Here is a 25,165-nt window from a genome sequence, read left to right as displayed (position 1 = left end):
GTATAGAATAACATTTTTTAAATAAGCTTCTGTATCTATTCTTTTTCTTCGGAAATGTTTTTCGAACAAACTTCCTGTTCTATTTTGTTGTTTATTAAAAGCTTTTGCGTAGGCGTTGAACAGGTTTGAAATAGATTGATTTGCTTCCTTAGTTTCGGATATAATTTCTAATAAGAAATGAAAATGATTATCCATTAAGCAATAGGCTAAAATAGCTGCTTTATGGTCTAAGTGTTTTTGAACGAGATTTAAAAAATAAATTTTATTATCATCACTTTTAAAAATGGTTTCGCCATTTACACCTCGATTAAAGATGTGATAATAATTACCTTTTTCTAATATTTCGAGTTTCATTTTAACTTTTGATCTATAGCGTTTTAGTATGCTTGGTAAATGTGTTTTTAGATATGAGACCTACAAGGTTTTGGAAACCTCGCAGGTCGAATAAACTCCGCAGGTTTTCGTTACCAAATCATTTTTACTTTTTAGATAAGAGACTTTCAAGGTTTAAAAACCTCGCAGGTCTTACTTTCATTTATTCAATCTCTTTATATAGCTCAAACAACTCCATATCTAAAGGTTGTTCTCCTGGAGGTGTGTGTTCGTTTTTTAATGTTTTAATATGCGTAAAATTGTTGTTTTTAGCAACTTTTAAACTACCTATATTACTTTTATGCGCTATAATTTGAAGCGTTTGTAAACCTAAGTTCTCAAAGGCGTGGTCTGATAGCTGTTTTACGGCTTCGGTGATTATGCCTTTACCTTCAAAATTGTAGTCGATGCAATACGCGAATTCGCCTTGTTTGGTAGTCCAATTAACTTCTTTAATATACACTAAACCAATTAATTTGTGGGTTTCAATTTCCTTAATAGTGAATAAAAATTCTTCTTCGAATTCAAACTGTTTTGCTTTTTTAGCAACAAAAATATTTGATAAATTGGGTGTTAAATTCTGTTCTAAAGTTTTTGGGAAATAGCGTTTTAATCGGTCTTCGTTGGTTACAGCAAAGCTGCATAAAGACCATCCATCTTTTGGGTGAATAGGTGTAATGCGATAAGATGCAAAGTTAAGCTGCATGTATGGGTTTGTTTTTAATTTGAATCGCTTCTACCGTTTTTGTTGAAGCTGCTGTTACCGATAAGGGTAGCACTAAAATTACACCAATTACCGGAATTAATAAAAACAGAATAAAAACAATACCGTTACCTATTGCTAAACCTTTGTGTTTGCTAACAAATTGTAAGCTATCTTTATAGTTATAATGACGCTCTAGTGTGTAATCCATATTACCAAAACCGGCATAATAAGCTTGTAGTATAAACAGTAAAATGGTTGAAAATATATTTACTACGGGAATAAATTTTAAAAGCAGAATAGGAATGGTAAACAATAGTTCTTTAAATAGGTTCCTTATGTTTATTCGAATACCTCGCCATAATTGTTCTGAAAAGCTTGTATTTCGGTGTGAATGTGGTGGATTACCTGTAAAATGAGCTTCAATTTTTTCGGAAACGGGACTCATAAATGGCGCTGATAATGCCATAATGATGTGTTTAAAAAGGATGAGCCCAATAACCACGATGATTATTCCGCCAATAAAATTACTTATGGACGCGAATGTTTCTCTACCCCAATGCCATATCCAGATTTTTGATATGAATGCACCAATATTATCTGATAAACCGTAAGCTGAACCAAAAACAACGATTGCGGTTACTAGGCTAATTAGCATAGGAATAGCAAAATATTTCCAGAGTTTTAATTTTGAAATTAGACTGAAAGCACCGAAGTATGCTTTAATTCCTGAAATGATGTTCTTTATCATAGAAGCCTCTCCCTAGCCCTCTCCATAAGGAGAGGGAATTAGATTCGTGTTTATTATTTAACTTTCGTTCTCAATTTAATTTTTTTTAAATATTAAATTAAGTAAGAGTTTCTCCCCTTCTGGGGAGATTAAGAGGGGCTTTTGTATTCTTTTACGGCATCGATAAACGCTTTGGCATTATCCAATGGAATGTTTGGTAAAATACCGTGACCAAGGTTTACAATGTATTTATCCTTACCAAAATCGTTAATCATTTGGTGCACCATTTTTTTGATTTGTGCCGGTGGAGAAAATAAACGTGTTGGGTCGAAATTACCTTGTAGTGTAATGTTGCCGCCAGTTAAATAACGTGCGTTACGCGCAGAACAGGTCCAGTCTATACCAAGTGCAGAAGCACCAGATTTAGCCATTTCGTCGAGCGCAAACCAACACCCTTTACCAAAGGCGATTACCGGAGCATCGTCTTTTAATGCATCTATAATTTGTTGGATATATTGCCATGAGAATTCTTGATAATCGACTGGTGACAGCATACCGCCCCAAGAATCGAATACCTGCACAGCGTTACATCCTGCTTTTACTTTTTCTTTAAGGTAAGCTATAGTTGTATCTGTAATTTTTTGTAATAATTGGTGTGCTGCAATTGGGTTTGTAAAGCAAAACTCTTTGGCTTTATCGAAATTTTTGCTGCCTTGACCTTGCACGCAATAGCATAAAATGGTCCATGGTGAGCCTGCAAAACCTATTAACGGAATTTCGTCGTTAAGTTTTTCTTTGGTTGTTTTTATGGCTTGGTAAACGTAATCTAGAGCTACGGTTACATCTGGAACAATAACATTATCGACATCTTTTTGAGAGCGAATAGGGTTTGGTAAATACGGACCAAAATTTGGTTTCATTTGTACCTCAATATTCATGGCTTGAGGTATTACCAAAATATCGCTGAATAAAATGGCTGCATCCATGCCGTAACGACGGATAGGTTGTACGGTAATTTCGCTTGCTAACTCTGGCGTTTGGCAACGTGTAAAGAAATCGTATTTAGCCTTTATTTCCATAAATTCTGGAAGGTAACGACCTGCTTGACGCATCATCCATACGGGTGGACGATTAACTGTTTCTCCTTTTAATGCTCGTAAAAATAAATCGTTTTTTAACATGGTTGCTAGTTGTTCGTTACTAGTTGTTGGTTAATGGTTATTAGTTGTTTTAGGTTTGTGGTAAGACTACTAACCAACAACCAACAACTAGTAACAATTATATATAATGTTCGTTTACTAATTCAATTACACTTTCTACAGTTGGTACCTTTGCCACCCTTACATCCTTAAAATGTTTTTTGGCCTCTTTGGCTGTGGTTTCGCCAATACAAAATGCAATAACCTCTATATTATTAGCTTTAACAAAACTTTCAACGGTTGATGGACTGTAAAACATAGCAGATTCTACCGAGTCGTTAACTTTTACACCATCGTATTTGGTTTGATACGCTTCTATTTCGTTAACTTTAATATTGTTTTCTTCAAGAATGTTAGGTAAATCGTCTAACCTTAAATCGCTACAGAAGTAAGTTACCTCGTTACCTTCAATATAATCTACTAAATATTCGGCAAGTTTTTTTGCATTCTTTTCGGTATGCTTAACCTTGCCTATTTTATTTTCGACCAAACGTTTTGTTCTGCGGCCTACACAGTAAATATTTTTAAATTGTAACTCTATGGCCGAATAGTTTGTAGTTAAAGATTCTACCGCGTTTTTACTGGTAATCACTACGTTTTCGATTTCATTTTTTAATAAACGTGGCGCAATACGATTTAGGCTTATTTTGATAAAATCTGAACTTTCTGCAACTACTTTTTCATGAAACAGTAAACGTTGGTCTTCGGTAAAACTCTTTGTAGAATATACGTTTGTTTTTCTGTCTGAATTTTTAATGTTATCCATTAAGCGTTTACCGCCACGCTCAATTACAAAATCGGCACAGTATTGAGCCATATCATGATGTTCGCCTAGTTTTTTAACTCGGGTAACGTCTATTCTTTTGGTTCCATCTGGACTTAACAATACACCTTTAAAGTTAATTTCTTCATCTTTAATGTATGCTAATGCACCAATAGGAGCTGTACAGCCACCTTCTAGTTTATTTAGAAATTCGCGCTCTATAGTGGTGCAAATTTCTGTCTCTTCGTGGTTTAATGCGGCACAGGCTTCTTTTACAAAATCGTCCTCATCTAAAGCCGTAATCATAATTGCGCCTTGTGCAGGAGCAGGAATCATCCAATCTAAATTAATAGCTTCTTCTGGTCGTATTCCAATTCTGCCAATACCTGCAGCGGCAAAAATAGCTCCATTCCAGTCGTTATCTTCCAGTTTTTGTAAACGCGAATTTACATTACCACGTAAATCGGTAATTGTGTGCGTTGGAAAACGGTTTAGCCATTGCGCACGGCGGCGTAAACTACCGGTAGCAATAACGGCTTCTTTTGCGCCTAAAAACTCCTCATTGTCTTTAAAAACTAAGGTGTCGTTAACATTGCCACGTTTTAAAACAGCAGCTTGTATAATGCCTTTTGGTAAAATTGTTGGCACATCTTTTAAAGAATGCACAGCAATATCGATGTCGTTATTTAACATGGCGATATCTAGTGTTCTTGTAAAAATACCAGTAATTCCAAGCTCGTAAAGGGGTTTGTCTAAAACTAAATCGCCTGTAGATTTTACAGGTACGAGTTCGGTTTTATGGCCAGCTTCTTCAAGTAATTTTTTAACAATGTTGGCTTGCCATAGTGCTAATTCACTATCGCGAGTACCAATTCTTATGGTTTTAGACATTTTTTGTAGACGGTTCTAATTGGAATACTTTTTTAATAAGTTCCAGGCTTTCATCAGTAGAGACATCATCATCTTTTAAATGATGTGCAAAATGATTGGTGATTTTTTGAATGATGTTATTGCTAATTAATTCGGCTTGTGCTTCATTAAAGTCAGCATTTTTTTTGCGTTGTGTATTTAATTCTGCACTAGCGAAATCTGATAATTTATGTTTTAAAGCTTTAATGGTAGGAGCAAATTTTCTAGTTTCTAACCAGCTGTTAAATTCTGCTTTAACGTCTTCTATAATCGCTTCCGCGGAAGGAATATGTGCCTTTCTAGCTTCTAAAGTTTCATCGGTAATTTGAGATAAATGATCTAAATGCACCAAGGATACATTATCTAATTCTTGAACGTTTTCGTTAACATTTTTAGGAATAGATAAATCTAAAATTAATAACGGTTTTTTAGACTGAATAATGTGTTTATCAATAGTTGGGCGTTGTGCGCCAGTAGCCACAATTAAAATATCAGATGTACTTACTTCTTCTTGTAAATTCGCATAATCTTTAACTAATAAATTAAATTTTCCGGCAATTTGCTCAGCTTTATTCTTAGTTCTATTAATTAAAGTAATATGTTCGTTTTTGGTATGTTTCACCAAGTTTTCGCAAGTATTTCTTCCAATTTTACCTGTTCCGAATAATAAAATATTTTTATCAGAAACATTTTCAACATTTTTAAAGATATATTGAACAGAAGCAAAAGATACAGAAGTAGCTCCTGAAGAAATATCAGTTTCTGTTTTAATACGTTTGCTAGCTTGAATTACAGCATTAACTAAACGCTCTGTAAAATGATTTAATAAGCCGTGCTTTCTAGATAGTTTTGCGCTAATTTTTAGTTGACTAATAATTTCGAAGTCACCAAGAATTTGACTATCTAATCCAGAACCAACACGAAACATATGAGAAATTGCGTCTTTGTTTTTGTAAACATAAGCCACATCTTGAAATTCTTCAACGGTACCACGAGTATTATCGCAAAGCAATTGAATAAGTTGAAAAGGGTGTTGAGCAAAACCGTAAATTTCAGTTCTGTTGCAAGTAGAAGTTACTACTAAACTTTCAATATCGTTTTCTTTTGCTTGATTTAACAATGCTAATTTAGATTCTTCGTCTAAACTAAAATGACCTCTTATGTCTGCATCGGCTTTTTTGTAACTTAAACCAATAGCATAAAAGGAACTACTTTTACTAATGTTGTACTTCTGCATTGCTATACCTGAAAATGTGAAGCAAAAATATAATGATGGTTTGTTAAAAAGTAACGCTCAAGGAACTTTTTGTATCGATTGTGGTTTTTTAACGTTGTTTTTTAGTAAAATATGATAAATGTCATATTTTTGTAGTGAATTGGGCGTGTTTTTACTGTTTAATTTAGAATGAATCTAAATAAAATGAATATGAATCAAGAAATAAATAACGATAAAAGTATCGCTAAAAGTACTTTTAACGAAACAACTGTTGATGATGGTGTTTTGGTATTAACATATAAAAATGATAATAGCCAAATGCAATCTCTTGCTAAAGAAATAGATAGCGAGTATATTCAATTTCACTTTTGCGTAAAAGGTTCAAGTCAGTTTGTATTTAACGAAGGACGCTATCGTTTAAGTATTCTTGAAGAAAACTCTTTGCTACTTTACAATCCGCAACGCGATCTTCCTATTCATTTAGAGTTAAATCCCCATTCATGGATGGTTTCTGTATTGATTTCTATTAAAAAATTTCATGGCTTATTTTCTCAAGAAGCCGATTATATTACCTTTTTAAGTGATGATAATAAGGATAAAAAGTACTATAAAGATGGTGTAATTTCGCCCTCTATGGCTATTGTGTTAAATCAGCTCATAAACTACAACCTTAACCAATCTATAAAATCGTTGTATTTTAAAGGAAAGGCATACGAGCTGTTAAGTTTATATTTTAATAGAAGTGAAGATGCCGATGTAGAGCAATGTCCGTTTTTGGTGGATGAAACCAATGTTATAAAAATTAGAAAAGCCAAAGAAATTGTTATTTCACGCATGGCAGAACCACCAGGGTTACAGGAATTAGCAGACGAAATTGGTTTAAGTCTTAAAAAGCTAAAAGAAGGTTTTAAGCAAATTTATGGCGACTCGGTTTTTAGTTTTTTATTGGATTATAAAATGGAAGTAGCGCGAAAATTGTTAGAAGCAGGAAACGATAATGTAAATGAAGTCGGGCACAAGGTTGGCTACAGTACTTCGAGCCATTTTATTGCTGCATTTAAAAAGAAGTATGGAACAACACCTAAAAAATACGTGATGTCATTGGGGTGATTTTTTATTGTAAGCTTTTTCTCTTATCTTAGACTAAGATAAAAACAAATGCCCTTAATACTATGAAATACCTAAGTCCAGAAATTGAAGCGCTATCCAAGCACATGGAAATTACTAAATCTTTAGCAAGAACAAATGTGTCTTGCGGTATTTTTCAAGATTTAGATTATAACGAGGAACGCCCAAAGTTATATCATCAGAACGATAAATAAGATTTTATAATACTAAAGTTAGGATTTATAATTTTTACTTATAGTATAACAGTTAAAATATTTTATACTATACATTTTCATTGCTATTTCTATCGTATTTTTGCAATATGAAAAAAGGAATCTTATTAGTAAATCTTGGATCGCCTGATAGTCCAAGTCCTAAAGATGTAAAAAAGTATTTAGGTGAGTTTTTAATGGACAAGCGCGTAATTGATGTACCGTTATGGGCAAGAACCCTTTTAGTAAAAGGTATTATTTTAAATACACGACCAAAACAATCGGCGGCAGCTTACAAAAAAATATGGTGGGACGAGGGTTCTCCACTAATTGTATTATCCGAAAAACTTCAAGATAAAGTTCAAGAAAAACTAGAAATGCCTGTTGCATTAGCCATGCGCTATGGTAGCATGACCATAAAAAAAGGCCTTCAAGAATTAGTTGATAAAGGCTGTACAGAAATAAAAACCATTCCGTTATATCCGCAATTTGCCATGGCTACCACCGAAACTATCGATGTTAAGGTCGATGAGTTGGTTTCAGAGCATTTTCCGGGAGTAAAAATAACACGGACGCCAGCTTTTTATCATCGTGAAGATTATATAAAAGTACTTTCAAAAAGTATAGCAGAAAAACTAGAAGGTTTAGATTACGAACATATCCTTTTTAGTTATCATGGGGTTCCAGAACGCCATATTCGAAAAAGTGATATTACTAATGGTAATTGTAAAATGGATGGTAAATGCTGCTTTAAAAAAGGAAGTAAGCAACACGAGTTTTGTTACCGACACCAATGTGAAATTACCACGGTTAATGTTGCTAAAGCATTAGGCATGAAAAATGGCACATATTCAACATCCTTTCAATCTAGACTAGGTTTCGATCCTTGGTTGCAACCTTATACCGATCGTACTATAGAGCGATTAGGGAAAGCAGGTATTAAAAAAATGGCAATTGTAACTCCAGCATTTGTTAGCGATTGTTTAGAAACTTTAGAGGAGATTGCCATGGAAGGCGAAGAGTTATTCCATGAGGTTGGCGGAAAAGATTTTACTGTAATTCCGTGCTTAAACGATCGTGAAGATTTTGCTCAGGTTATTGCTAATATCGCTGAAGAATGGACGCCTGTTAAAAAATCGCTAACCGTTTAATGGCTAAAACAGCATCACAAGATTTAGGAACTTTACCCATAAGCAAACTTTTAGTTAAGCAAGCCATTCCTGCATCTATTGGTATTTTAGTCATGTCTCTAAACATTTTAGTAGACACTATTTTTGTTGGGCAATGGATAGGCTCAACAGCTATTGCGGCTATTAACGTGGTGTTGCCAGTTTCTTTTTTTATTGCAGCCTTAGGTATGTCTATCGGTGTCGGTGGTTCTTCAATAATCTCTAGAGCTTTAGGTGCTAACAATCCAGATAAAGCGTTAAAAACTTTTGGTAATCAAATTACATTAACCCTAGTGTTAACCATTTCTATGGTTATTGCAGGGTTGTGGTTTATAGATGGTATTTTACCTGCTTTTGGCGGAAAAGGCAATATTTTAGAGCCCGCCAAAATATATTATACTATTGTGCTCTATGGCGTGCCCTTTTTAGCACTATCCATGATGGGAAATACGGTAATTCGAGCAGAAGGAAAACCAAAATTTGCCATGTATGCCATGATGATTCCATCGGTAGGTAACCTGCTTTTAGATTATATATTTATAAACCTTTTAGATTTAGGAATGGCAGGAGCTGCTTGGGCAACTACCTTAGCTTATGTATTTTGTTTTGCTTTTATTTTTTGGTTTTTCTTATCTAAAAACTCCGAGTTAAAAATTAAAAAACACCATTTCGGACTCCAAAAACCAATCGTTTTAGAAATCGCATCATTAGGTTTTGTAACCTTAGCAAGACAAGCCGTAGTGAGTATTACGTACTTGTTTATGAACAATATTTTGTTCAACCTTGGTGGCGAAACATCGGTTACCGCGTATGCCATTGTAGGGCGTATGTTAATGTTTGCCTTGTTTCCGGTTTATGGCATTACACAAGGGTTTTTACCCATTGCAGGGTTTAATTATGGTGCGTTTAAATATGCAAGAGTTAAAGAAAGTATTTATACCGCCATTAAATACGCAGCGGGTTTAGCCACTTTAGTTTTTATTTTATTAATGGTGTTTCCCGAAGCTATAACTCGGCTTTTTACAGATAATGCCGAGGTCATGTTACAAACACCTCCAGCCATGCGATGGGTATTTGCGGCTACACCAATAATTGCACTACAACTTATTGGTGCAGCTTATTTTCAGGCTATTGGTAAAGCAAAACAAGCCTTATTGCTAACTTTATTAAGACAAGGTTTCTTCTTTATTCCACTAATTTTTATCTTACCTATGTTTTATGGCGAATTAGGTGTGTGGATAGCTTTTCCAATTTCCGATGTATTAGCTACAATAGTAACAGCCTACTTTTTAAATAGAGAAATTATCAAGAATTTAAATCCAGAAAGCGAACCAATATCTTAAACCACGTATATTATGGAATACTACCAATACATAAAGGCCTTTCATCTTATTTTTGTAATCACTTGGTTTGCCGGTTTATTTTATATTCCGCGTTTGTTTGTTTACCAAATAGAAGCCTTTCATAAGCCATCACCCGAAAAAGAAATTTTAGGAAAACAACTAAAACTCATGGCAAAACGCCTGTGGTTTATCATTACATGGCCATCGGCAATTTTAGCCTTGGTTTTTGGTTTAGGTTTATTTGCAATTAATCCATATTTAGCCTATCAACCATGGATGCAAGTAAAATTGGGCTTTATAGTGTTATTGTTTATTTACCATCTAAAAACGCATCACTATTTCAAGCAATTACAAAACGGTGTGGTAAACAAAACATCTAGTTTTATGCGCATCTGGAACGAGGGTGCTACGTTCATTTTATTTGCAGTTATCTTTTTAGTTATTTTAAAAAGTGCCATAAACTGGATTTGGGGAGTTGTAGGTATATTTATTCTTGGCGTGCTAATTATGTTAGGTTTTAAAGTCTACAAGAACATAAGAGACAAAAATCCCGAAGCTTAAATTAATTTGGGCGTTACCCTAAGGTCGGGCTATACGCTACAAGTCCTAGGTTATCCGATAGCAAACTATCGGAACTCCCTGTGGGCTTTCCACTACTATCCCTAACGCAACTAATAACCCACACTAGTTTTTTAAACAAGCTTTATGCTGTTTGGTTTGATTATTGCTATATTTATTGAATCATAATTCCTTAAATGAAACTTAAGAAACTGTCTTTACGCACCCGTATTTTTTTAGCCATGATATTGCTAGTATTAGTAGCATCGGTGCTTATATCGGCTGTAGCAATATATCAATATAAAGAGCAAAGTAAAGATTACCACGAGGGGCGTTTAGAGCGTAAAGAAGCTAGTATACAAACACATTTAAAGCGTGTTTTAAATGGCAGGCAAAATACATGGGAAGTAAAAACCGAAAATATACCATTAATTTTTAAGGAAGAGATATACAATATTGCAGACATTCATAAACTTCAAATCAATCTTTACGATTTAGATGGTGGACTTCTAATTTCATCAAAAGCAGGTTTGCAAAGTGACATAGCAGAAAAATGTATTGATGCCGAAATCATGAACGCATTAACACAAAACATCGAGTTTAATAGTGCTTTAGAAATTGCACATCATAGACATGTTGATATTCATAAAGAAAATGGAGAAACCTTTCAGTCTTCTTTTACATACATTACAAACAACAAATCTAAAGCAATTGCTATATTAAATATTCCATATTTAGAAAAAGACGATTTTTTAGTTAAAGAATTACAGGAGTTTTTAAAACGTATTGGGTTTGCTTTTATGTTGGTATTATTAACAGCCATTGCTATTGCCTTTTGGTTGTCTAAATACATCACCAAGTCGTTAAAAACCATTAGCGATAAAATGAATACTACGAGGCTAGAAAGACGAAATGAAAAAATAGAAGTAGATGATACTAGTGAAGAGATTTCAGCCTTAGTAAAATCGTATAACAGCATGATTGATGAGCTTGAAGATAGTGCTGTACAATTAGCAAAAAGTGAGCGTGAACAGGCTTGGAGAGAAATGGCAAAACAAGTAGCGCACGAAATTAAAAACCCGTTAACACCTATGCGTTTAACGGTTCAAAATTTTCAGCGAAAGTTCAATCCAGAAGACGAAAATATTCATTTAAAAGTAGATGAATACAGTAAAACCCTAATTCAGCAAATTGATACCATGAGTTCTATCGCCTCGGCATTTTCAAACTTTGCAAAAATGCCAGCGCAACAAAACGAAACACTTAACGTGGTTAAAATTGTAAAACTAGCTTTAGATATTTTTAATGAAAATTATATTGTATTCACTTCAGATGCAGAAGAAATTATAGCTAAATTTGATAGAACACAACTTATTCGTGTAGTAACTAACTTAGTTAAAAATGCTATTCAAGCTATACCAGAGAATCAAACACCAAAAGTTGTTATTAATGTAGGTAAGGATAATGGTAATGTTGTTATTACTGTTGCAGATAATGGCACAGGTGTATCAGAAGAGAATAAAGAAAAGGTGTTTGAGCCAAAATTTACAACTAAAACTAGCGGTATGGGTCTTGGGCTTGCTATGGTTAAAAACATAGTAGAAACCTACAAAGGGAGCATATCATTTGTTTCAGAAAAAAATAAAGGCACAACTTTTAAAGTAACTTTTCCAAAGGAATAAAAAACTAATAATTATGAATTATAATAATATTATATCAAAAGAAAATAATGGTATAACAACCATAACTATTAATCGGCCTAAAAAATTAAATGCATTAAACCGCGAAACCATACAAGAGTTAAATCAAGCGTTTGACGCAGCTAATAAAGATAAAAACACAAAAGTTATTATTGTAACAGGAAGCGGCGAAAAAGCCTTTGTTGCTGGAGCAGATATTAGCGAGTTTGCAGATTTTAATGTAAACGAAGGAACTAGTTTAGCTGCTAAAGGGCAAGACTTGTTATTTAATTTTGTTGAAAACCTATCTACTCCGGTTATTGCAGCTGTAAATGGATTTGCACTTGGTGGTGGATTAGAGTTGGCTATGTCTGCACATTTTAGAGTAGCTAGTGATAATGCTAAATTAGGACTTCCAGAAGTATCTCTTGGAGTTATCCCTGGTTATGGTGGCACACAACGTTTACCACAGTTAGTTGGTAAAGGACGTGCCATGGAAATGATTATGACAGCAGGTATGATTGATGCCGACCAAGCTTTAAATTATGGCTTAGTTAACCATGTTACCTCCCAAGAAGAGCTGCTACCGCTTTGCGAGAAAATAGCGGCAAAAATTTCTAGAAACTCAACTGTTGCCATTAGTGCTGCTATAAGAGCTATAAATGCTAATTATAAAGATGGCGTAGATGGTTATGATGTTGAGGTAAATGAATTTGGAAATTGCTTTGGAACAGACGATTTTCACGTAGGTACTACCGCTTTTTTAGAAAAGCGCAAGGCTGATTTTCCTGGGGTGTAAATGGAATTTTAACTATTGTTAGAATTGTTTTTAATCAACATCAATGGTAGCAATAGCCCATTCGTTTAAAGCTCCTGTGCCTTCTTCAACCTTAACTAAAACGTAGTATTTTGTTCCATCTGAATTAAAAAAACCAAAATGCCCATAAGATTTATATATTTCACCTCCACCATATCCGTCAGGAATTAGAAAACCAGGAAGTTCAATAGTGCCTTTAAAGGCTAAAAAGTCAGTTTCATATTTTCTAATTACATTACTTGGTTTTTCTTCCCAACTATCATTATTTGTAAATATGGCATATACTCTCTTAGCATTAACACTATAATCTAAAGTCATTATATTTCCATCTCCCTCTAATTCGCCATTATAAGTCATATCATTAGATTGACTAGTTGTTGAATTAAAGACACGTCTACTCTTTGCGAACAATCTACTACCATCTTCTGAAATCCAGATATTTCCGTTAAATTCAAAATCGCCATGATACGGAGAGTCATAAAGATATTGCGCGGCTCCATTTCTAATTTCATATTTTTCGATATCTGAAGGCGTTAAACCATTATTTGCACCATAAATATAATTGCCTGATGGATGAAGTTTAACATTTGTTTTATCAAATATATAATTCCCACTATGTAGTATTTCAGTACCGTTTAATAAATTGATACATCTTATTCTTTCCCATTGATCTTCTTTTGGAAAAACATATACCCATTTATTTGGAGCAAGTATTACATCATAGACATTGGCTGTTACCGGGAAATTATTTTCCAATTCTTTGGTAGATAAATTAACATAAGAAAACCAACCGTTATGCCCAACTACCGCATACTCTCCATCTAAACCAACAGATACACATGATGGGGGAAGATTTAAAGGTACAGATGCAATTGAATTATCTGAAGGGTTAAATATTCTTAATTCATTAGGGTTTTCTGAAACAACAATTATTACATTATTATTTCTATCATATTCTGCATCAATAACATTACCATCTATCAACCATTTGTTATCTACAAAATGATTAAATTGTATGTTTAGCGTTTGTGATTGATCGGCGTCATTAGTTATAAAAGTATCTAAATTATAGTTTTTTGTTTCAAGGTCTTTTCTGTCTAATGTCAAATTCACTTCTATTGAATTTCCAGCATTTAATTTACCTGAACTAGGGTTTAATTCAAGAAATGAATTAGAATTATTGTCCCAAGTCCAATTAAAATCTGTGTCACCATCATTCATAATGATTAAAGACAGATTTTCGTTAGTATATCCATAGTCAAGTGATGATGTGGATACAGACATAATTGTTATTAGATTTTCATCCATTGGAGATTCTTCTTCTATAACTTCTTCAGAAGAATTACATGAAACTAAAAATAAAATGATTGAAAATGATAAATAAAATAAATTCAGACTTTTATAATTTTCCATTTTTAATTGATTGCGTTTTTATAATTAAAGCTAATATTTCACAAATAAACATCTGTTTAATTTCCATTAAAGTGTTATACGAAATTAGACAATTTTTCTGTCTAACCCAAACGAAAAAGCACTACTAAATAAGAAGTTGTAATCTAAAACTTTAGCGTTTAAGTTTGTTGATAACCCAAATTTATTTTAATAGTTTTTGGTTTAAATAATGACTAATTTTAAGGACCTGCTTTAAGCATATTAATCTTTTAATTTTATTTGCATGAACCCAAAATCTACCATAAAAGGACGTGGCGCTCAGCTAAACGTCTCAAATCGTTTCTTCGAATTTAGTCATGAATTGCGTGATGATTTCTTGGAATTCTGTGAAAAAGATGGAGAAATAGCCGATAAAAACAAAACACGATACTTAGAGGTGTTTCCTAAAACTATAGTTAATAAAGTACCAAGTCCAGATGTTGGTATGGCATATTCTATGAATGCTTACCAAGGTTGCGAGCATGGATGTATTTATTGCTACGCTAGAAATTCTCATGAGTTTTGGGGTTATAGTGCTGGCTTAGATTTTGAAAGACGCATTTTAGTAAAAAAAGAGGCGTCAAAATTATTAGAAACTCAATTAAAAAAGAAAAATTGGAAAGCACAAACCATTGTTATGTCTGGAAATACCGATTGTTACCAACCTGCCGAAAAAACATATAATATTACAAGACAATGTTTAGAGGTTTTTTTAAAGTACAAACACCCTGTTGGTATTATAACTAAAAATGCTTTAATATTAAGGGATTTAAAGCTTTTAAAAGCTTTAGCAAAAGATGATTTGGTTGCTGTTAATATTTCAATTACATCATTGTCTGAAGATACCAGACGTATTTTAGAACCTAGAACAACAACTATTAAAAAGCGATTAGAAACCGTTAAAATATTAAGTGATAACGGTATTCCTGTTAATGTGATGCTAGCGCCAATTATTCCATCAATAAATAGCCATGAAGTTTTGCTATTAGCAAAAGCAGCTTCAGATTATGGCGCATTATCAATAGGGCATACTATTGTAAGGCTTAATGGTGCTATTGGTGAAATTTTTTCAGATTGGATTAAAAAAACAATGCCAGATCGGGCAGAGAAGGTTTTACATCAAATTGAAAGCTGCCATGGCGGATCTTTAAACGATTCTAGATTTGGTACCAGAATGAAAGGGGAAGGAAAAATAGCTGAACAAATACATGATTTAGTAAAATTGGCTAGACAAAAATATTTTAAAAATAAATCCATGATTTCACTTAATTGTGATTTGCATGAACCTTTTAAAAATGGACAACTAAAATTATTTTAACTTATAAGAGCATAAAAAAAGTGGGCCTAAAGGTCCACTTTTAACAACTAATTCTTAAATAATGTGTTAGAATTAATTAATATACTTTGTAAATTGCCTGCCTTCTGAATGAAATACAAGCTTATAAGCTCCTTTACCTAAACCATCTAATTTATAAATTCTTTCAATAGTCTTTATGTCTTCAATGGTCTCGTTAAATACAAGTTCATAACCATTATAGGCATTAAAGTACACTTCAATTTTTAGAGGTTCTTTGTTTAAAGAAAGTTTTGATACATACACTAAATCATCTTTAATTCTAGTTACAGGCTTAAAAATTGTTTTTTCATTTTCTTTATCAAAAAGAACAACATTTGAAGTTACGGTAAAAGGGATTGAGTTAATTTCTAAATCTTTTTCAAGCTCAAAAATATATGCTCCATCAGGTAATTCAGTTAAATCAAAACCTTTAGTGTAAGTTCCTGTTTCTTGTATAAATTCTTTGAACAAGATCATGCCATTAAGATCTTTTACAGATAGTAGATTTCCTTGCTTTACGTTATCTAGTGTAAGAAAGGTTTTTTTAGCATCATTTTTAATTTTAAATAAAGCTACATCATTTGCGAAACTTAATAAGGTAGCAAACATAGTTACCATTAAAATTCCTTTTTTCGAGTGTTTAATTACATTTTTCATAATCTGGGTTTTAACGTTCAACACTTCAAATATAAAACCAAATTAAAAATTGTAAAACATTGATATTGATGTATTTATGTGCTAAATTATCTGTTAATTTTACATCATTTTTGGGTAAATTAATTGTGATTTAATAGTGTGTTTTTTGTGAAAAATTGCTGAATATTTTAAAGCAAAAAAAAATGCTTTTAAAAAAAAAGCATTAGTATTAAAAAATAAAAGTGGGCCACCACAGCCCACTTTACCAACTAAACTAAATAAGACATTATAAACTAATTATTAATGTATGTTTTGTACTCTTTGTTATTAGAGTTAATTTCAATTTTATATTTTCCTTCACCTAATCTGAAAACTTTTTCAATCACTTTTTCGTTTTCAACTATTTCTGAGTGGCATAATTTATATTCACCATCAATATTAGCAAATACTTTTACAGAAGTTGGAACTTGATTTAAATTAAGTTTTGTTAAATAAACCATATTGTTTTCTTGTTTAACATAAGGTTTAAAGTAAGTAGCTTCTTCTGATTTCTTGTAACTAACAGTACTAGCTTTAACAGTAAAAGGTATAGTCTTAACCTCTAAGTCTTTTTCAAGTTCAAAAACATAATCACCATCTGGTAATTCGGTTAAATCAAATCCTTTTGTATATACACCATTAGTATCAATTAATTCTTTATAAAGTATTATACCGTAGCTATCTTTTATAGATAGTAAGTTTCCTTCTTTTACGTTCTCTAATACTAAAGCTGTTTTTTTAGCTCCTTTTTTTATAAGTGAATTTGCATCATTAGCGAATCCTGTAACCGTAGCCAATAGAGCTACCATTAAAATTCCTTTTTTTGTGTTTTTAATTGCGTTTTTCATAATCTGGGTTTTTTATAACGTTCAACGGTACAAAGGTATATAGGAAGTAGACTTAAGAAAACATCAATTTTAGCCAATTTGTATACTATATTATCTGTTAATTTAGTGTTAACTATATGTTAAGTTAAAATAGCATATAATGTGGATAATTAAATATATAAACAGAGGTTAATTATTTAAGTTAATTTACAGTAGTTGTATTGAGTAATTTTACAATAAATAACTATTGTAAAAAAAAATGCTTAAAAAAAGCATTTTGAATTTTGAAGTAGATCTGGTAAGTTTATAAAAAGTGAAAGTGGGCCACCACAGCCCACTTATCCAACTAAACTAAACTAAATAAGACATTAAACTAATTATTAATGAATGCTGTATACTCTTTATTTGCAGAGTTAATTTCAATTTTATAATTTCCTTCTTCTAATTTGAAAACTTTTTCTATAACCTTTCCACCTTCAATTTTTTCTGAATGAGATAAATTATAGTCTCCATTAGCATAACTGTAAATATTTATTGAAGCAACTTCTTGATTTAAATCAAGTTTTGTTATGTAAACTAAATCGTCTTCTTGTTTTATAAAAGGCTTATAGTAAGTAGTCTCTTCTGTTCTGTTAATACTAACTATGTTAGATTCTACAGAAAAAGGAATTGTATTAATTTCTAAATCTTTTTCAAGTTCAAAATTATATTTACCATCAGGTAATGCAGTTAAATCAAATCCTTTGGTATATACTCCATTAGTATCAATTGATTCTTTATAAAGTACAACGCCGTTAGTATCTTTAATAGATAGTAGGTTACCAACTTTTACATTTTCTATTATTAAAGATGTTTTTCTAGCATCTTTTTTAATAATGCCCTTAGCATCATTAGCAAATCCTGTAACCGTAGCTAGTAGAGCTACCATTAAAATTCCTTTTTTTGTGTGTTTTAATATATTTTTCATAATCTGGGTTTTTTATAACGTTCAACGGTACAAAGGTATATAGAGAGTAGATGTAAGAAAACATCAATTTTAGCCAATTTGTATGCTAAATTATCTGTTAAGTCTATGTTAATTAAGTGTTAAGTTAATATAGTATATATTTAGGGTAATTAAATATATAATGTATGCATAATATGTATTAAATTTGCTATTAAAACGATCTGTTCATGATTAAAAAGAAACCTACTTTAGAGAAACTTACCCCGAGTTTTGGAAGTTCAATACTTGTAAAACAGCATGGTGAGAGTGCCGATAAAAATAATGCCTTTTGGCATTTTCATCCGGAGTTAGAACTTGTTTACGTTAACAAGGGTCAAGGTAAAACACATATTGGTAACCACTTATCGTATTTTAATAATAGCCAATTGATATTAATAGGTGCAAATTTGCCTCATAATGGATTTTCAGATAGGCTTACAGCTAATGGAACAGAAACCATAATACAGTTTAAATCTGATTTTTTAGGTGAAGATTTTCTTAATGTACCAGAAATGGCAAGTATTGTAGCCTTATTTGAACGTGCTAAAAAAGGTATTCGTTTTCAAATTGATACCAAAAAGAAAATTGGACGTAAAATCGAAAAGCTTTTAGAATGTGATGGTTTAAAACGTGTATTAAAATTTTTAGAAATTTTAAATCACTTGGCAAAAACAGATGATTATACATTATTAAATGCCGATGGTATTGCTTTTGAGCCAGAAGCGCAGGATAGTGCAAAAATAGGTTCGGTTTTTAAGTACATACGCGAAAATTTTCAACACCATATAGCTTTAGATGAAATTGCAGATAAAGTAAGTATGACTGTACCTGCTTTTTGTAGATTTTTTAAAAAGGCTACAAGTAAGACGTTTACTCAAGTAGTTAATGAATACCGTGTGGTTCATGCAACTAAATTACTATCTGAAGAAAGTGAAATGAGTATTGCCGATGTTTGTTATGAATGTGGATTTAACAATTTTTCCCATTTTAACAAAGTGTTTAATGACATTACAGGAAAAAGTGCTTCCAACTATAGAAAAGAAATAAAGCTGATTATTCAATAATAGTTTGAGAAATATATATTGGCTACTTAAAGAGAGGACTTAGGATTTAATAATTACTTTTCACCTTGCCATTCACTATAAAACTGATCTAAGAAACCTAACATATAAGTATGTCTTTCTTCTGCTATTAGTTTGCCAGTTTTTGTGTTCATTTTATCTTTTAAAAGTAACAACTTTTCGTAAAAATGATTTATTGTTGGTGCATTTGAGGCTTTATATTCTTCTTTTGTCATATTAAGATTTGGCATAATATCAGGATTGTAAAGCGCTCTGTTTTTATAACCTCCATAATTAAAGCAACGAGCAATACCAATAGCGCCAATGGCATCGAGCCTGTCTGCGTCTTGTACTACATCTAACTCTGCTGATTTAAAAGTATTATTACCCGATAAACTAGATTTAAAAGATATGTTTTCTATAATATTAACGACATGTTCTATCGTTTTTGAATCTACATTTTGTTTAAATAGAAATTCCCTAGCTAATCTTGGACCTATTGTTTCGTCACCATCATGGAACTTACTATCTGCTATATCATGTAATAATGCCCCTAAAGCTACCACAAACGTGTCTACAGATTCTGTTTTACTAATTAAAAGGCTATTTTTATACACACGTTCTATGTGAAACCAATCGTGTCCGCCTTCAGCATCAGCTAGAGTTTCTTTTACAAAATCTACTGTTTTATTTATGATATTTTCAGAATGTATAAACATTAAATTTCATGTAGAGTTGATGTGCCTTTTGATTTATCGCCAGAGGTCCATTGCCAACTTTCATGAAGTACAATCTTCCCGTTTAAGTCAATTTCTGGTTTAGAGGTACAAATACCTGTCATTAATTCACCATTTTTATTAATTTGATGATAACGCATATTAATAGTTCCATCAATATTAACTAAACCAATTAAATGACCTTTTATAACATTACCGCCTTTATAAGTTGCGGTGACAATATTTTCTTTTTGATTATAAACAAAAGTAGTTTTAGAATTTGTTTCGCTATTTTCTGAGCTTGAAACTGGTATAAACCTTTTGTTATTGTAATTAATCAATGGTTAAAGATGTTTGTATTACTTTATAATAGCGGGCTCTACCCATTTAAATTGAAATGAATTTTCAGGAATTTTTATACGTTCAGATAAACGGTACATTCTAGCAGGAAGTTTCATTAAGTAGTCTCTAGCTTTTTCAGCTTCGTCATTCAAACCTGTTATGCTTCCAATGTCCCAACGGTCAATTAGTTTTTGTAAAATATCAACATAATCTGTTGATGTATAAACCCCAATACGTTGAGCAGTATTAGAGAATTCTTCAAAAGCAGAACCAATTTTACCTCCAGACTCTCTTAAAAAATGTGCTGGCATGGTAATTTTTTGCTTCATCATGTAATGAAAAGCCATCATCATTTGACTAGGATCTACATTAAAAATACGCTCTACAAATTCAGAATAGGCATGATGGTGTCTCATTTCATCTCCAGAAATGATTTTACACATTTTAGATAAACGCTTATTACCTTTGTCTTTTGCTAGTTTTGCGACGCGATTATGTGAAATATAAGTAGCGAGTTCTTGAAAACTAGTGTATACAAAGTTTTTATAAGGATCTCGGTCTGTTCCAATATCAAAACCATCAGTAATAAGATGCTGCGTAGTTTTTTCAATTTCTTTCATATTAACACGACCAGAAAGGTATAAGTATTTGTTTAAAACATCTCCATGTCTGTTTTCTTCTGCTGTCCATTGGCGCACCCATTTTCCCCAGCCGTTTTCACCATTTACTTGATCTACACCTTCAACATCCATTAACCAAGATTCGTAAGTAGGTAAGGCTTCTTCAGTTATCATATCACCAACTAAAACGACCCAAAAATCATAAGGTAAATCTTTAGCAAGCTCTCTAATCTCTTTTATTTCTTCAAAAAATGACTCATCTGTAGTTTCAGAATTTGGTAAAAAATCTGTAGGTTGCCAAATGCTATCAATAGGAATTAAGTATTTTTCCATTAACGCATCAACGTCTTTTTCTAAAAATTTCATTACCTCTAATCTCTTATTTTTTAAAGACATCTTTTACTTTTTTAATATTCTATATGGTTAGTAATAGTCGATTCTATTTTATCGATAAGCTCTTGCTTATTAACAAATGTAGCTAATTCTATGGGTTTATGTACAATAAATTTTAGATGATTACCTAATCCCATTGGGAATTTACCATAACGTAACATTTTCCATGAGTTGTTTATTGTTACCGGAATAACCAATGCAGAAGGTACTTTTTTAAATAAAATTTCTAGTCCTTTTGTTTGAAACGGTTTTGGTGTGCCATTTTTACTTCTTGTACCTTCTGGAAAAATAACAGCAGCATAGTTGTTTTTTTCAATAAACTCGCCAAATTTCATTAGTGTTGGTAAGGATTGTCTTGGGTTTTTTCTGTCAATTAAAGCAGCACCACCATGACGTAAATTATAAGATACACTTGGTATCCCTTTCCCTAATTCTATTTTACTTATAAATTTTGGATGATGTTTTCGCATATACCAAGTTAGTGGATATATATCATGTAAACTTTGGTGATTAGCAACAATTATTAAAGGGCGCTCTGGGTCTATTTTATGTGGGTTTATTAAAGAGAAACGTGTGCCTAAAATATTTGCACATCGCATTAAACTAAATTGTAATGCATATACACTTTTTTCGTGTGCTTTAGGCCCCAAGAAATTAAAGCATATCCATTGGATTGGATGAAACACAACTAGTGATAATCCAAAGAATAAATTGAAAATAACCGATATTGGATAGGACAAGAGTTTTATCATGTCCCAAAAATAAATAAACTATTTGGTTTTAATACACCGCAATGCAGGAGTTATTTACGCAATTTATACTAGTTGGTGGATTTACAACGCTACAATCTGATATAATACCCCATTTTGTATTAAAATCTGTATGTTTTTGGTTATAGTTTAGCACTAATTTTTCTAATTTATCTGTATCTATAGATGTTGAATATATTAAATAACTAGATGGACCACCACAAGGTTTACTACCAAAACCTATGTACTTACACTCGGTTTCTTCATTACAAATAGAAGTATTTGCTAAATCTTCAATTTCAAACTTTAATGTGTCCAACTCAGCTTTGTCATCTTCTTGAGTTATTTCATCTTCACATTGAAAAACTACTAAGCTTAAACAAATTAGAAATAAGAATGTTGTTACAGATTTGTTTTTCATTAAGTTTATTTTATTTATTAGATGATTTAAACTTAAGAAGGTTGCGTAAATGCATAAAAAAACCACGAATTAATCGTGGTTTAGTAAAATTTTTATTTTGAATATTAACAATGCTCGTTGTAAGCATCAACAAGGTTTTCTGCAATTAATTCTGCAGGTCGGCCTTCAATATGATGACGCTCTAGCATGTGTACTAATTCTCCATTTTTAAATAATGCCATACTTGGCGAACTTGGAGGAAACGGAACCATATGGCCACGAGCTGCATCAACAGCTTCTCTATCAACACCTGCAAAAACGGTTACAATATTATCTGGTTTTTTAGAGTTTTGTAAACTCATTCTAGCACCTGGGCGCGCATTTGCTGCTGCACAACCACAAACCGAATTTACTACAACAAGTGTAGTACCTTCCTTTGCTAAAGCTGCATCAACAGCCTCGGCAGTATGTAATTCTTCAAAACCAACTTTGGTTAAATCCTCTCGCATTGGTTTTACTAATTCTGCTGGATACATATTTTTATATTTTTAATTATTAACATTTTAGATTTGCAAAGATACCAATTGTGTAACAAAATTGTGAATCAATCAACTAACAAATATTATATTTACGCTGAAAGTTAATATTTCATTAAGTCAGTTAGCGTGAACCTTTATATAATTTCTTCTTTTAAAAGAATGATTTTATGTGTAGGTTTGGTCATAATTAAAATTTATAACTTACATGAGTTTTTCAAAATGGATAGGCGCCTCTTTAGGTTGGTCGTTTGGTGGTCCCATAGGGGCAATAATAGGTTTGGCCTTAGGAAGTGTTATTGATGCTATGGCAAATGGTAAAGATAATCCGCTGTTAGGAGAAAGACAAACTAGAGGTAGCCAAAGAACAACGTATAGAACACAACCAAGACAACGCCCACAAACACAGTCTGGTGATTTTGAAGTGAGTTTACTTATTCTGGCTTCGGTAGTTATTAAAGCAGATGGTAGGCAAGACCAAAGTGAATTAGATTTTGTTCGCAAACAATTTTTAAAAATGTATGGAAAAGAACGTGCTAACCATGCTTTTAAATTGTTTAAAAATATAAGTAAACAAAATATTTCGGTAAGACCGGTATGTTTGCAAATTCGCCAAATGATGGATCATCCATCACGGTTACAGCTTATGCATTTTTTATTCGGTATTGCTAAAGCAGATGGTTCAGTAACCCAAGATGAAGTTAAACAAATTTATACCATAGCGGGTTATTTAGGTATTAGTTCTAAAGATTACGAAAGTATTAAAGCCATGTTTTATAACAGTAGTGAAAATGCTTATAAAGTTTTAGAAATAACTAAAAGCGCTACGGTTGATGAGATTAAAAAAGCGTACCGAAAAATGGCTAAAAAATACCACCCAGATAAAGTAATCCATTTAGGTAAAGAACACCAAAAAGGAGCTGAAGAAAAATTTAGACAAGTACAAGCTGCTTACGAGCAAATTCAGAAAGAGCGTAAATTTTAATTAAGTATTTTTAGAATTATTTAAAATCAACTAAAACGCCAGATAATATAACAGCAATTATAAGTACTATTAAAAACACACCAACAAATATTGTAACGGTTTTTGTAGTTTTATCTTTTTGAAAAATATAATTTCTCTTATTGTCATTGCTTTCTTTAATAAATTCAAAATTTCCTTTTTCTTTTTTCATGTTATTTGTTTTTAATTATACTTTAAAAGTATATAACAAATAAGCATTAAATTGATTGGAATCATTTTGATTTTAACTCAAATCAAAACGGTATTAATTTTTAAAGACAATAGTAGTTTTTTCTTTTTTTACTGTTAAATCAATTACTCTCCCTAAAATTAACGCTCTGTTATCTGGCTCGTGTCCTGCAGGCATATTAAAGGTTATAGGGAAGTTAAATTCGGTCAAAGCATCAAGAATTAATTGCTCTATAGAAGTTCCCCAAAGTGTGGTGTTTGTTCGCATTTTACTCATGTCTCCAACAATAATACCTTTGCAATTTTTAAAATAACCAGCACGTTTTAAGCTTTGTAGCATACGGTCAATATGATATTTGTATTCGCCAATTTCTTCAATAAATAAAATCTTCCCTGATGTATCAATACTTGTTTTAGAACCCAACATGGTATGGAGCATCGTTAAATTACCACCTACTAATTGTCCGGTTGTTATTCCTGTTTTATTGTATGTAGAACCTTCTAAAGAATAACTTAAAGGCTTTCCAAAAAGCGTGCTTTTAAAACTAGAAATACTAGCTTCAATTTCAGTTTCGTCCTTGGGTAAACTCACGCACATAATAGCATGTAAACTCTCCACACCTTCATTATGAATTTGATTGTGTAGTGCTGTAATATCAGAATATCCAATAACCCATTTAGGATTTTGTTTAAATTTAGAGAAATCTAATTTGTCTAAAACTCTAACGGTGCCATAACCACCTCTAGCACACCAAATAGCACTAATTTTCGGGTCGTCTAAAGCGTTTTGTAAATCTTCGCATCGCTCATCATCGGTTCCAGCAAAATGATCGGCTTTACTAAAAACATGTTTTCCAATTAAAGAGTGTAAGCCCCAACTTTTTAAAAGTGCTTGGGCTTGAGCAATTTCATCGGTTCTATTTTTTAAAATACCAGATGGCGCTACAATAGCAACAGTATCACCAGCTTTTAAGTAAGGAGGTTTTTTCAAAGTTGTGTTTTGTTTTTTTGATTCAATGTTTTGACTATTGCTAGTTTGTACTCCAAGAAGAAAAGCAAAACAAAACATGTTTAAAATTAAGATGTTTCTTAGCATAATGTAAATGTACATTTTTTTTCTAAATA

Annotated in this window: 27 protein-coding genes and 1 pseudogene; 10 read left to right on the top strand and 18 right to left on the bottom strand. The window is 32.1% G+C overall.

Annotated features, from left to right (window positions below; translation table 11 throughout):
- Positions 1–3 precede the first annotated feature (3 nt).
- The 6 genes and pseudogenes from Q0842_RS09990 to hemA all read right to left on the bottom strand — a co-directional run.
- Positions 4–354 (bottom strand): annotated as a pseudogene (locus Q0842_RS09990) (transposase); the annotation flags it as partial.
- A 181-nt stretch (positions 355–535) separates the two neighbouring features.
- Positions 536–1,078, bottom strand: coding sequence for a GNAT family protein (locus tag Q0842_RS09985; RefSeq protein ID WP_298497570.1), 543 nt, complete (start codon positions 1,076–1,078; stop codon positions 536–538).
- Positions 1,068–1,826, bottom strand: a complete 759-nt coding sequence (locus Q0842_RS09980; protein WP_298497568.1) for an EI24 domain-containing protein — start codon at positions 1,824–1,826, stop codon at positions 1,068–1,070. The genes Q0842_RS09985 and Q0842_RS09980 overlap by 11 nt, the downstream gene beginning before the upstream one ends.
- Before the next feature lie 128 nt (positions 1,827–1,954).
- Complete coding sequence (hemE, locus tag Q0842_RS09975) at positions 1,955–2,986, bottom strand: uroporphyrinogen decarboxylase (RefSeq protein ID WP_298497566.1); 1,032 nt, start codon at positions 2,984–2,986, stop codon at positions 1,955–1,957.
- 97 nt (positions 2,987–3,083) lie between these two features.
- Entirely contained in the window at positions 3,084–4,658 is a 1,575-nt protein-coding gene (hemC, locus tag Q0842_RS09970) for a hydroxymethylbilane synthase (RefSeq protein ID WP_298497564.1), read from the bottom strand.
- Positions 4,651–5,913, bottom strand: a complete 1,263-nt coding sequence (gene hemA, locus Q0842_RS09965; protein ID WP_298497562.1) for a glutamyl-tRNA reductase — start codon at positions 5,911–5,913, stop codon at positions 4,651–4,653. Before hemA ends, hemC begins: the two co-directional genes overlap by 8 nt.
- Positions 5,914–6,102: 189 nt before the next feature.
- Here hemA and Q0842_RS09960 point away from each other — a divergent pair, with 189 nt between their 5' ends.
- From Q0842_RS09960 to Q0842_RS09930, 7 genes are all read left to right on the top strand, one after another.
- The gene (locus Q0842_RS09960; RefSeq protein WP_298497560.1) at positions 6,103–7,002 is read left to right on the top strand and encodes an AraC family transcriptional regulator; all 900 of its coding nucleotides are present in this window, start codon (positions 6,103–6,105) and stop codon (positions 7,000–7,002) included.
- Positions 7,003–7,064: 62 nt separating this feature from the next.
- Complete coding sequence (locus Q0842_RS09955; protein ID WP_175473504.1) at positions 7,065–7,214, top strand: hypothetical protein; 150 nt, start codon at positions 7,065–7,067, stop codon at positions 7,212–7,214.
- Positions 7,215–7,321: 107 nt separating this feature from the next.
- A complete protein-coding gene (gene hemH, locus Q0842_RS09950; RefSeq protein WP_298497556.1) occupies positions 7,322–8,362 on the top strand; it encodes a ferrochelatase in 1,041 nt (346 codons plus the stop codon).
- Positions 8,362–9,723 carry an MATE family efflux transporter gene (locus Q0842_RS09945; RefSeq protein ID WP_298497554.1) on the top strand — a complete coding sequence of 454 codons (1,362 nt, stop codon included), beginning with the start codon at positions 8,362–8,364 and terminating at the stop codon, positions 9,721–9,723. The genes hemH and Q0842_RS09945 overlap by 1 nt, the downstream gene beginning before the upstream one ends.
- Positions 9,724–9,735: 12 nt before the next feature.
- Positions 9,736–10,284, top strand: coding sequence for a CopD family protein (locus Q0842_RS09940; protein ID WP_298497552.1), 549 nt, complete (start codon positions 9,736–9,738; stop codon positions 10,282–10,284).
- A 194-nt stretch (positions 10,285–10,478) separates the two neighbouring features.
- A complete protein-coding gene (locus Q0842_RS09935) occupies positions 10,479–11,963 on the top strand; it encodes an ATP-binding protein (RefSeq protein ID WP_298497550.1) in 1,485 nt (494 codons plus the stop codon).
- Between the two features lie 13 nt (positions 11,964–11,976).
- The gene (locus Q0842_RS09930) at positions 11,977–12,759 is read left to right on the top strand and encodes an enoyl-CoA hydratase-related protein (RefSeq protein WP_298497548.1); all 783 of its coding nucleotides are present in this window, start codon (positions 11,977–11,979) and stop codon (positions 12,757–12,759) included.
- A gap of 30 nt (positions 12,760–12,789) precedes the next feature.
- Here Q0842_RS09930 and Q0842_RS09925 read toward each other — a convergent pair whose 3' ends face one another.
- Entirely contained in the window at positions 12,790–14,190 is a 1,401-nt protein-coding gene (locus tag Q0842_RS09925) for a hypothetical protein (protein ID WP_298497546.1), read from the bottom strand.
- A gap of 262 nt (positions 14,191–14,452) precedes the next feature.
- On the opposite strand from Q0842_RS09925, the gene Q0842_RS09920 reads away from it, so the two are divergent.
- Complete coding sequence (locus tag Q0842_RS09920) at positions 14,453–15,526, top strand: PA0069 family radical SAM protein (protein ID WP_298497544.1); 1,074 nt, start codon at positions 14,453–14,455, stop codon at positions 15,524–15,526.
- A gap of 72 nt (positions 15,527–15,598) precedes the next feature.
- Here the strand turns inward: Q0842_RS09920 and Q0842_RS09915 are convergent, their stop codons facing one another.
- From Q0842_RS09915 to Q0842_RS09905, 3 genes are all read right to left on the bottom strand, one after another.
- A complete protein-coding gene (locus Q0842_RS09915) occupies positions 15,599–16,201 on the bottom strand; it encodes a hypothetical protein (RefSeq protein WP_298497542.1) in 603 nt (200 codons plus the stop codon).
- Between the two features lie 272 nt (positions 16,202–16,473).
- Entirely contained in the window at positions 16,474–17,067 is a 594-nt protein-coding gene (locus tag Q0842_RS09910; RefSeq protein ID WP_298497540.1) for a hypothetical protein, read from the bottom strand.
- A gap of 352 nt (positions 17,068–17,419) precedes the next feature.
- Complete coding sequence (locus Q0842_RS09905; RefSeq protein WP_298497538.1) at positions 17,420–18,013, bottom strand: hypothetical protein; 594 nt, start codon at positions 18,011–18,013, stop codon at positions 17,420–17,422.
- A gap of 206 nt (positions 18,014–18,219) precedes the next feature.
- Between Q0842_RS09905 and Q0842_RS09900 the strand changes: the two genes are divergently transcribed.
- Positions 18,220–19,095: an AraC family transcriptional regulator gene (locus Q0842_RS09900; protein ID WP_298497536.1), complete on the top strand. Its 876-nt coding sequence runs from the start codon at positions 18,220–18,222 to the stop codon at positions 19,093–19,095.
- 53 nt (positions 19,096–19,148) lie between these two features.
- On the opposite strand, the gene Q0842_RS09895 is transcribed toward Q0842_RS09900, so the two are convergent.
- From Q0842_RS09895 to Q0842_RS09870, 6 genes are all read right to left on the bottom strand, one after another.
- Positions 19,149–19,805: an HD domain-containing protein gene (locus tag Q0842_RS09895; RefSeq protein WP_298497593.1), complete on the bottom strand. Its 657-nt coding sequence runs from the start codon at positions 19,803–19,805 to the stop codon at positions 19,149–19,151.
- A 5-nt stretch (positions 19,806–19,810) separates the two neighbouring features.
- The gene (locus Q0842_RS09890) at positions 19,811–20,149 is read right to left on the bottom strand and encodes a n-acetylglutamate synthase (RefSeq protein ID WP_298497534.1); all 339 of its coding nucleotides are present in this window, start codon (positions 20,147–20,149) and stop codon (positions 19,811–19,813) included.
- 18 nt (positions 20,150–20,167) lie between these two features.
- Complete coding sequence (locus Q0842_RS09885; protein ID WP_298497532.1) at positions 20,168–21,166, bottom strand: acyl-ACP desaturase; 999 nt, start codon at positions 21,164–21,166, stop codon at positions 20,168–20,170.
- An 11-nt stretch (positions 21,167–21,177) separates the two neighbouring features.
- Positions 21,178–21,915 carry a 1-acyl-sn-glycerol-3-phosphate acyltransferase gene (locus Q0842_RS09880; RefSeq protein WP_298497530.1) on the bottom strand — a complete coding sequence of 246 codons (738 nt, stop codon included), beginning with the start codon at positions 21,913–21,915 and terminating at the stop codon, positions 21,178–21,180.
- Positions 21,916–21,943: 28 nt separating this feature from the next.
- Positions 21,944–22,333, bottom strand: a complete 390-nt coding sequence (locus tag Q0842_RS09875) for a hypothetical protein (RefSeq protein WP_298497529.1) — start codon at positions 22,331–22,333, stop codon at positions 21,944–21,946.
- A 104-nt stretch (positions 22,334–22,437) separates the two neighbouring features.
- Positions 22,438–22,848, bottom strand: coding sequence for a BrxA/BrxB family bacilliredoxin (locus Q0842_RS09870; protein ID WP_298497528.1), 411 nt, complete (start codon positions 22,846–22,848; stop codon positions 22,438–22,440).
- A 208-nt stretch (positions 22,849–23,056) separates the two neighbouring features.
- Between Q0842_RS09870 and Q0842_RS09865 the strand changes: the two genes are divergently transcribed.
- Positions 23,057–23,833 (top strand): TerB family tellurite resistance protein, encoded by a 777-nt coding sequence (locus Q0842_RS09865; protein ID WP_298497527.1) that lies wholly within the window; start codon positions 23,057–23,059, stop codon positions 23,831–23,833.
- 16 nt (positions 23,834–23,849) lie between these two features.
- Here the strand turns inward: Q0842_RS09865 and Q0842_RS09860 are convergent, their stop codons facing one another.
- Positions 23,850–24,023 carry a hypothetical protein gene (locus Q0842_RS09860; RefSeq protein WP_298497526.1) on the bottom strand — a complete coding sequence of 58 codons (174 nt, stop codon included), beginning with the start codon at positions 24,021–24,023 and terminating at the stop codon, positions 23,850–23,852.
- Positions 24,024–24,116: 93 nt separating this feature from the next.
- Positions 24,117–25,136 carry an LD-carboxypeptidase gene (locus Q0842_RS09855; RefSeq protein WP_298497525.1) on the bottom strand — a complete coding sequence of 340 codons (1,020 nt, stop codon included), beginning with the start codon at positions 25,134–25,136 and terminating at the stop codon, positions 24,117–24,119.
- Positions 25,137–25,165: the final 29 nt, after the last annotated feature.

This window comes from uncultured Algibacter sp. (assembly GCF_947495675.1).
GTDB lineage: Bacteria > Bacteroidota > Bacteroidia > Flavobacteriales > Flavobacteriaceae > Algibacter_B.
Note: the sequence above shows the minus strand (reverse complement) of the source record. Positions and strands in the feature narration are given on the sequence as shown.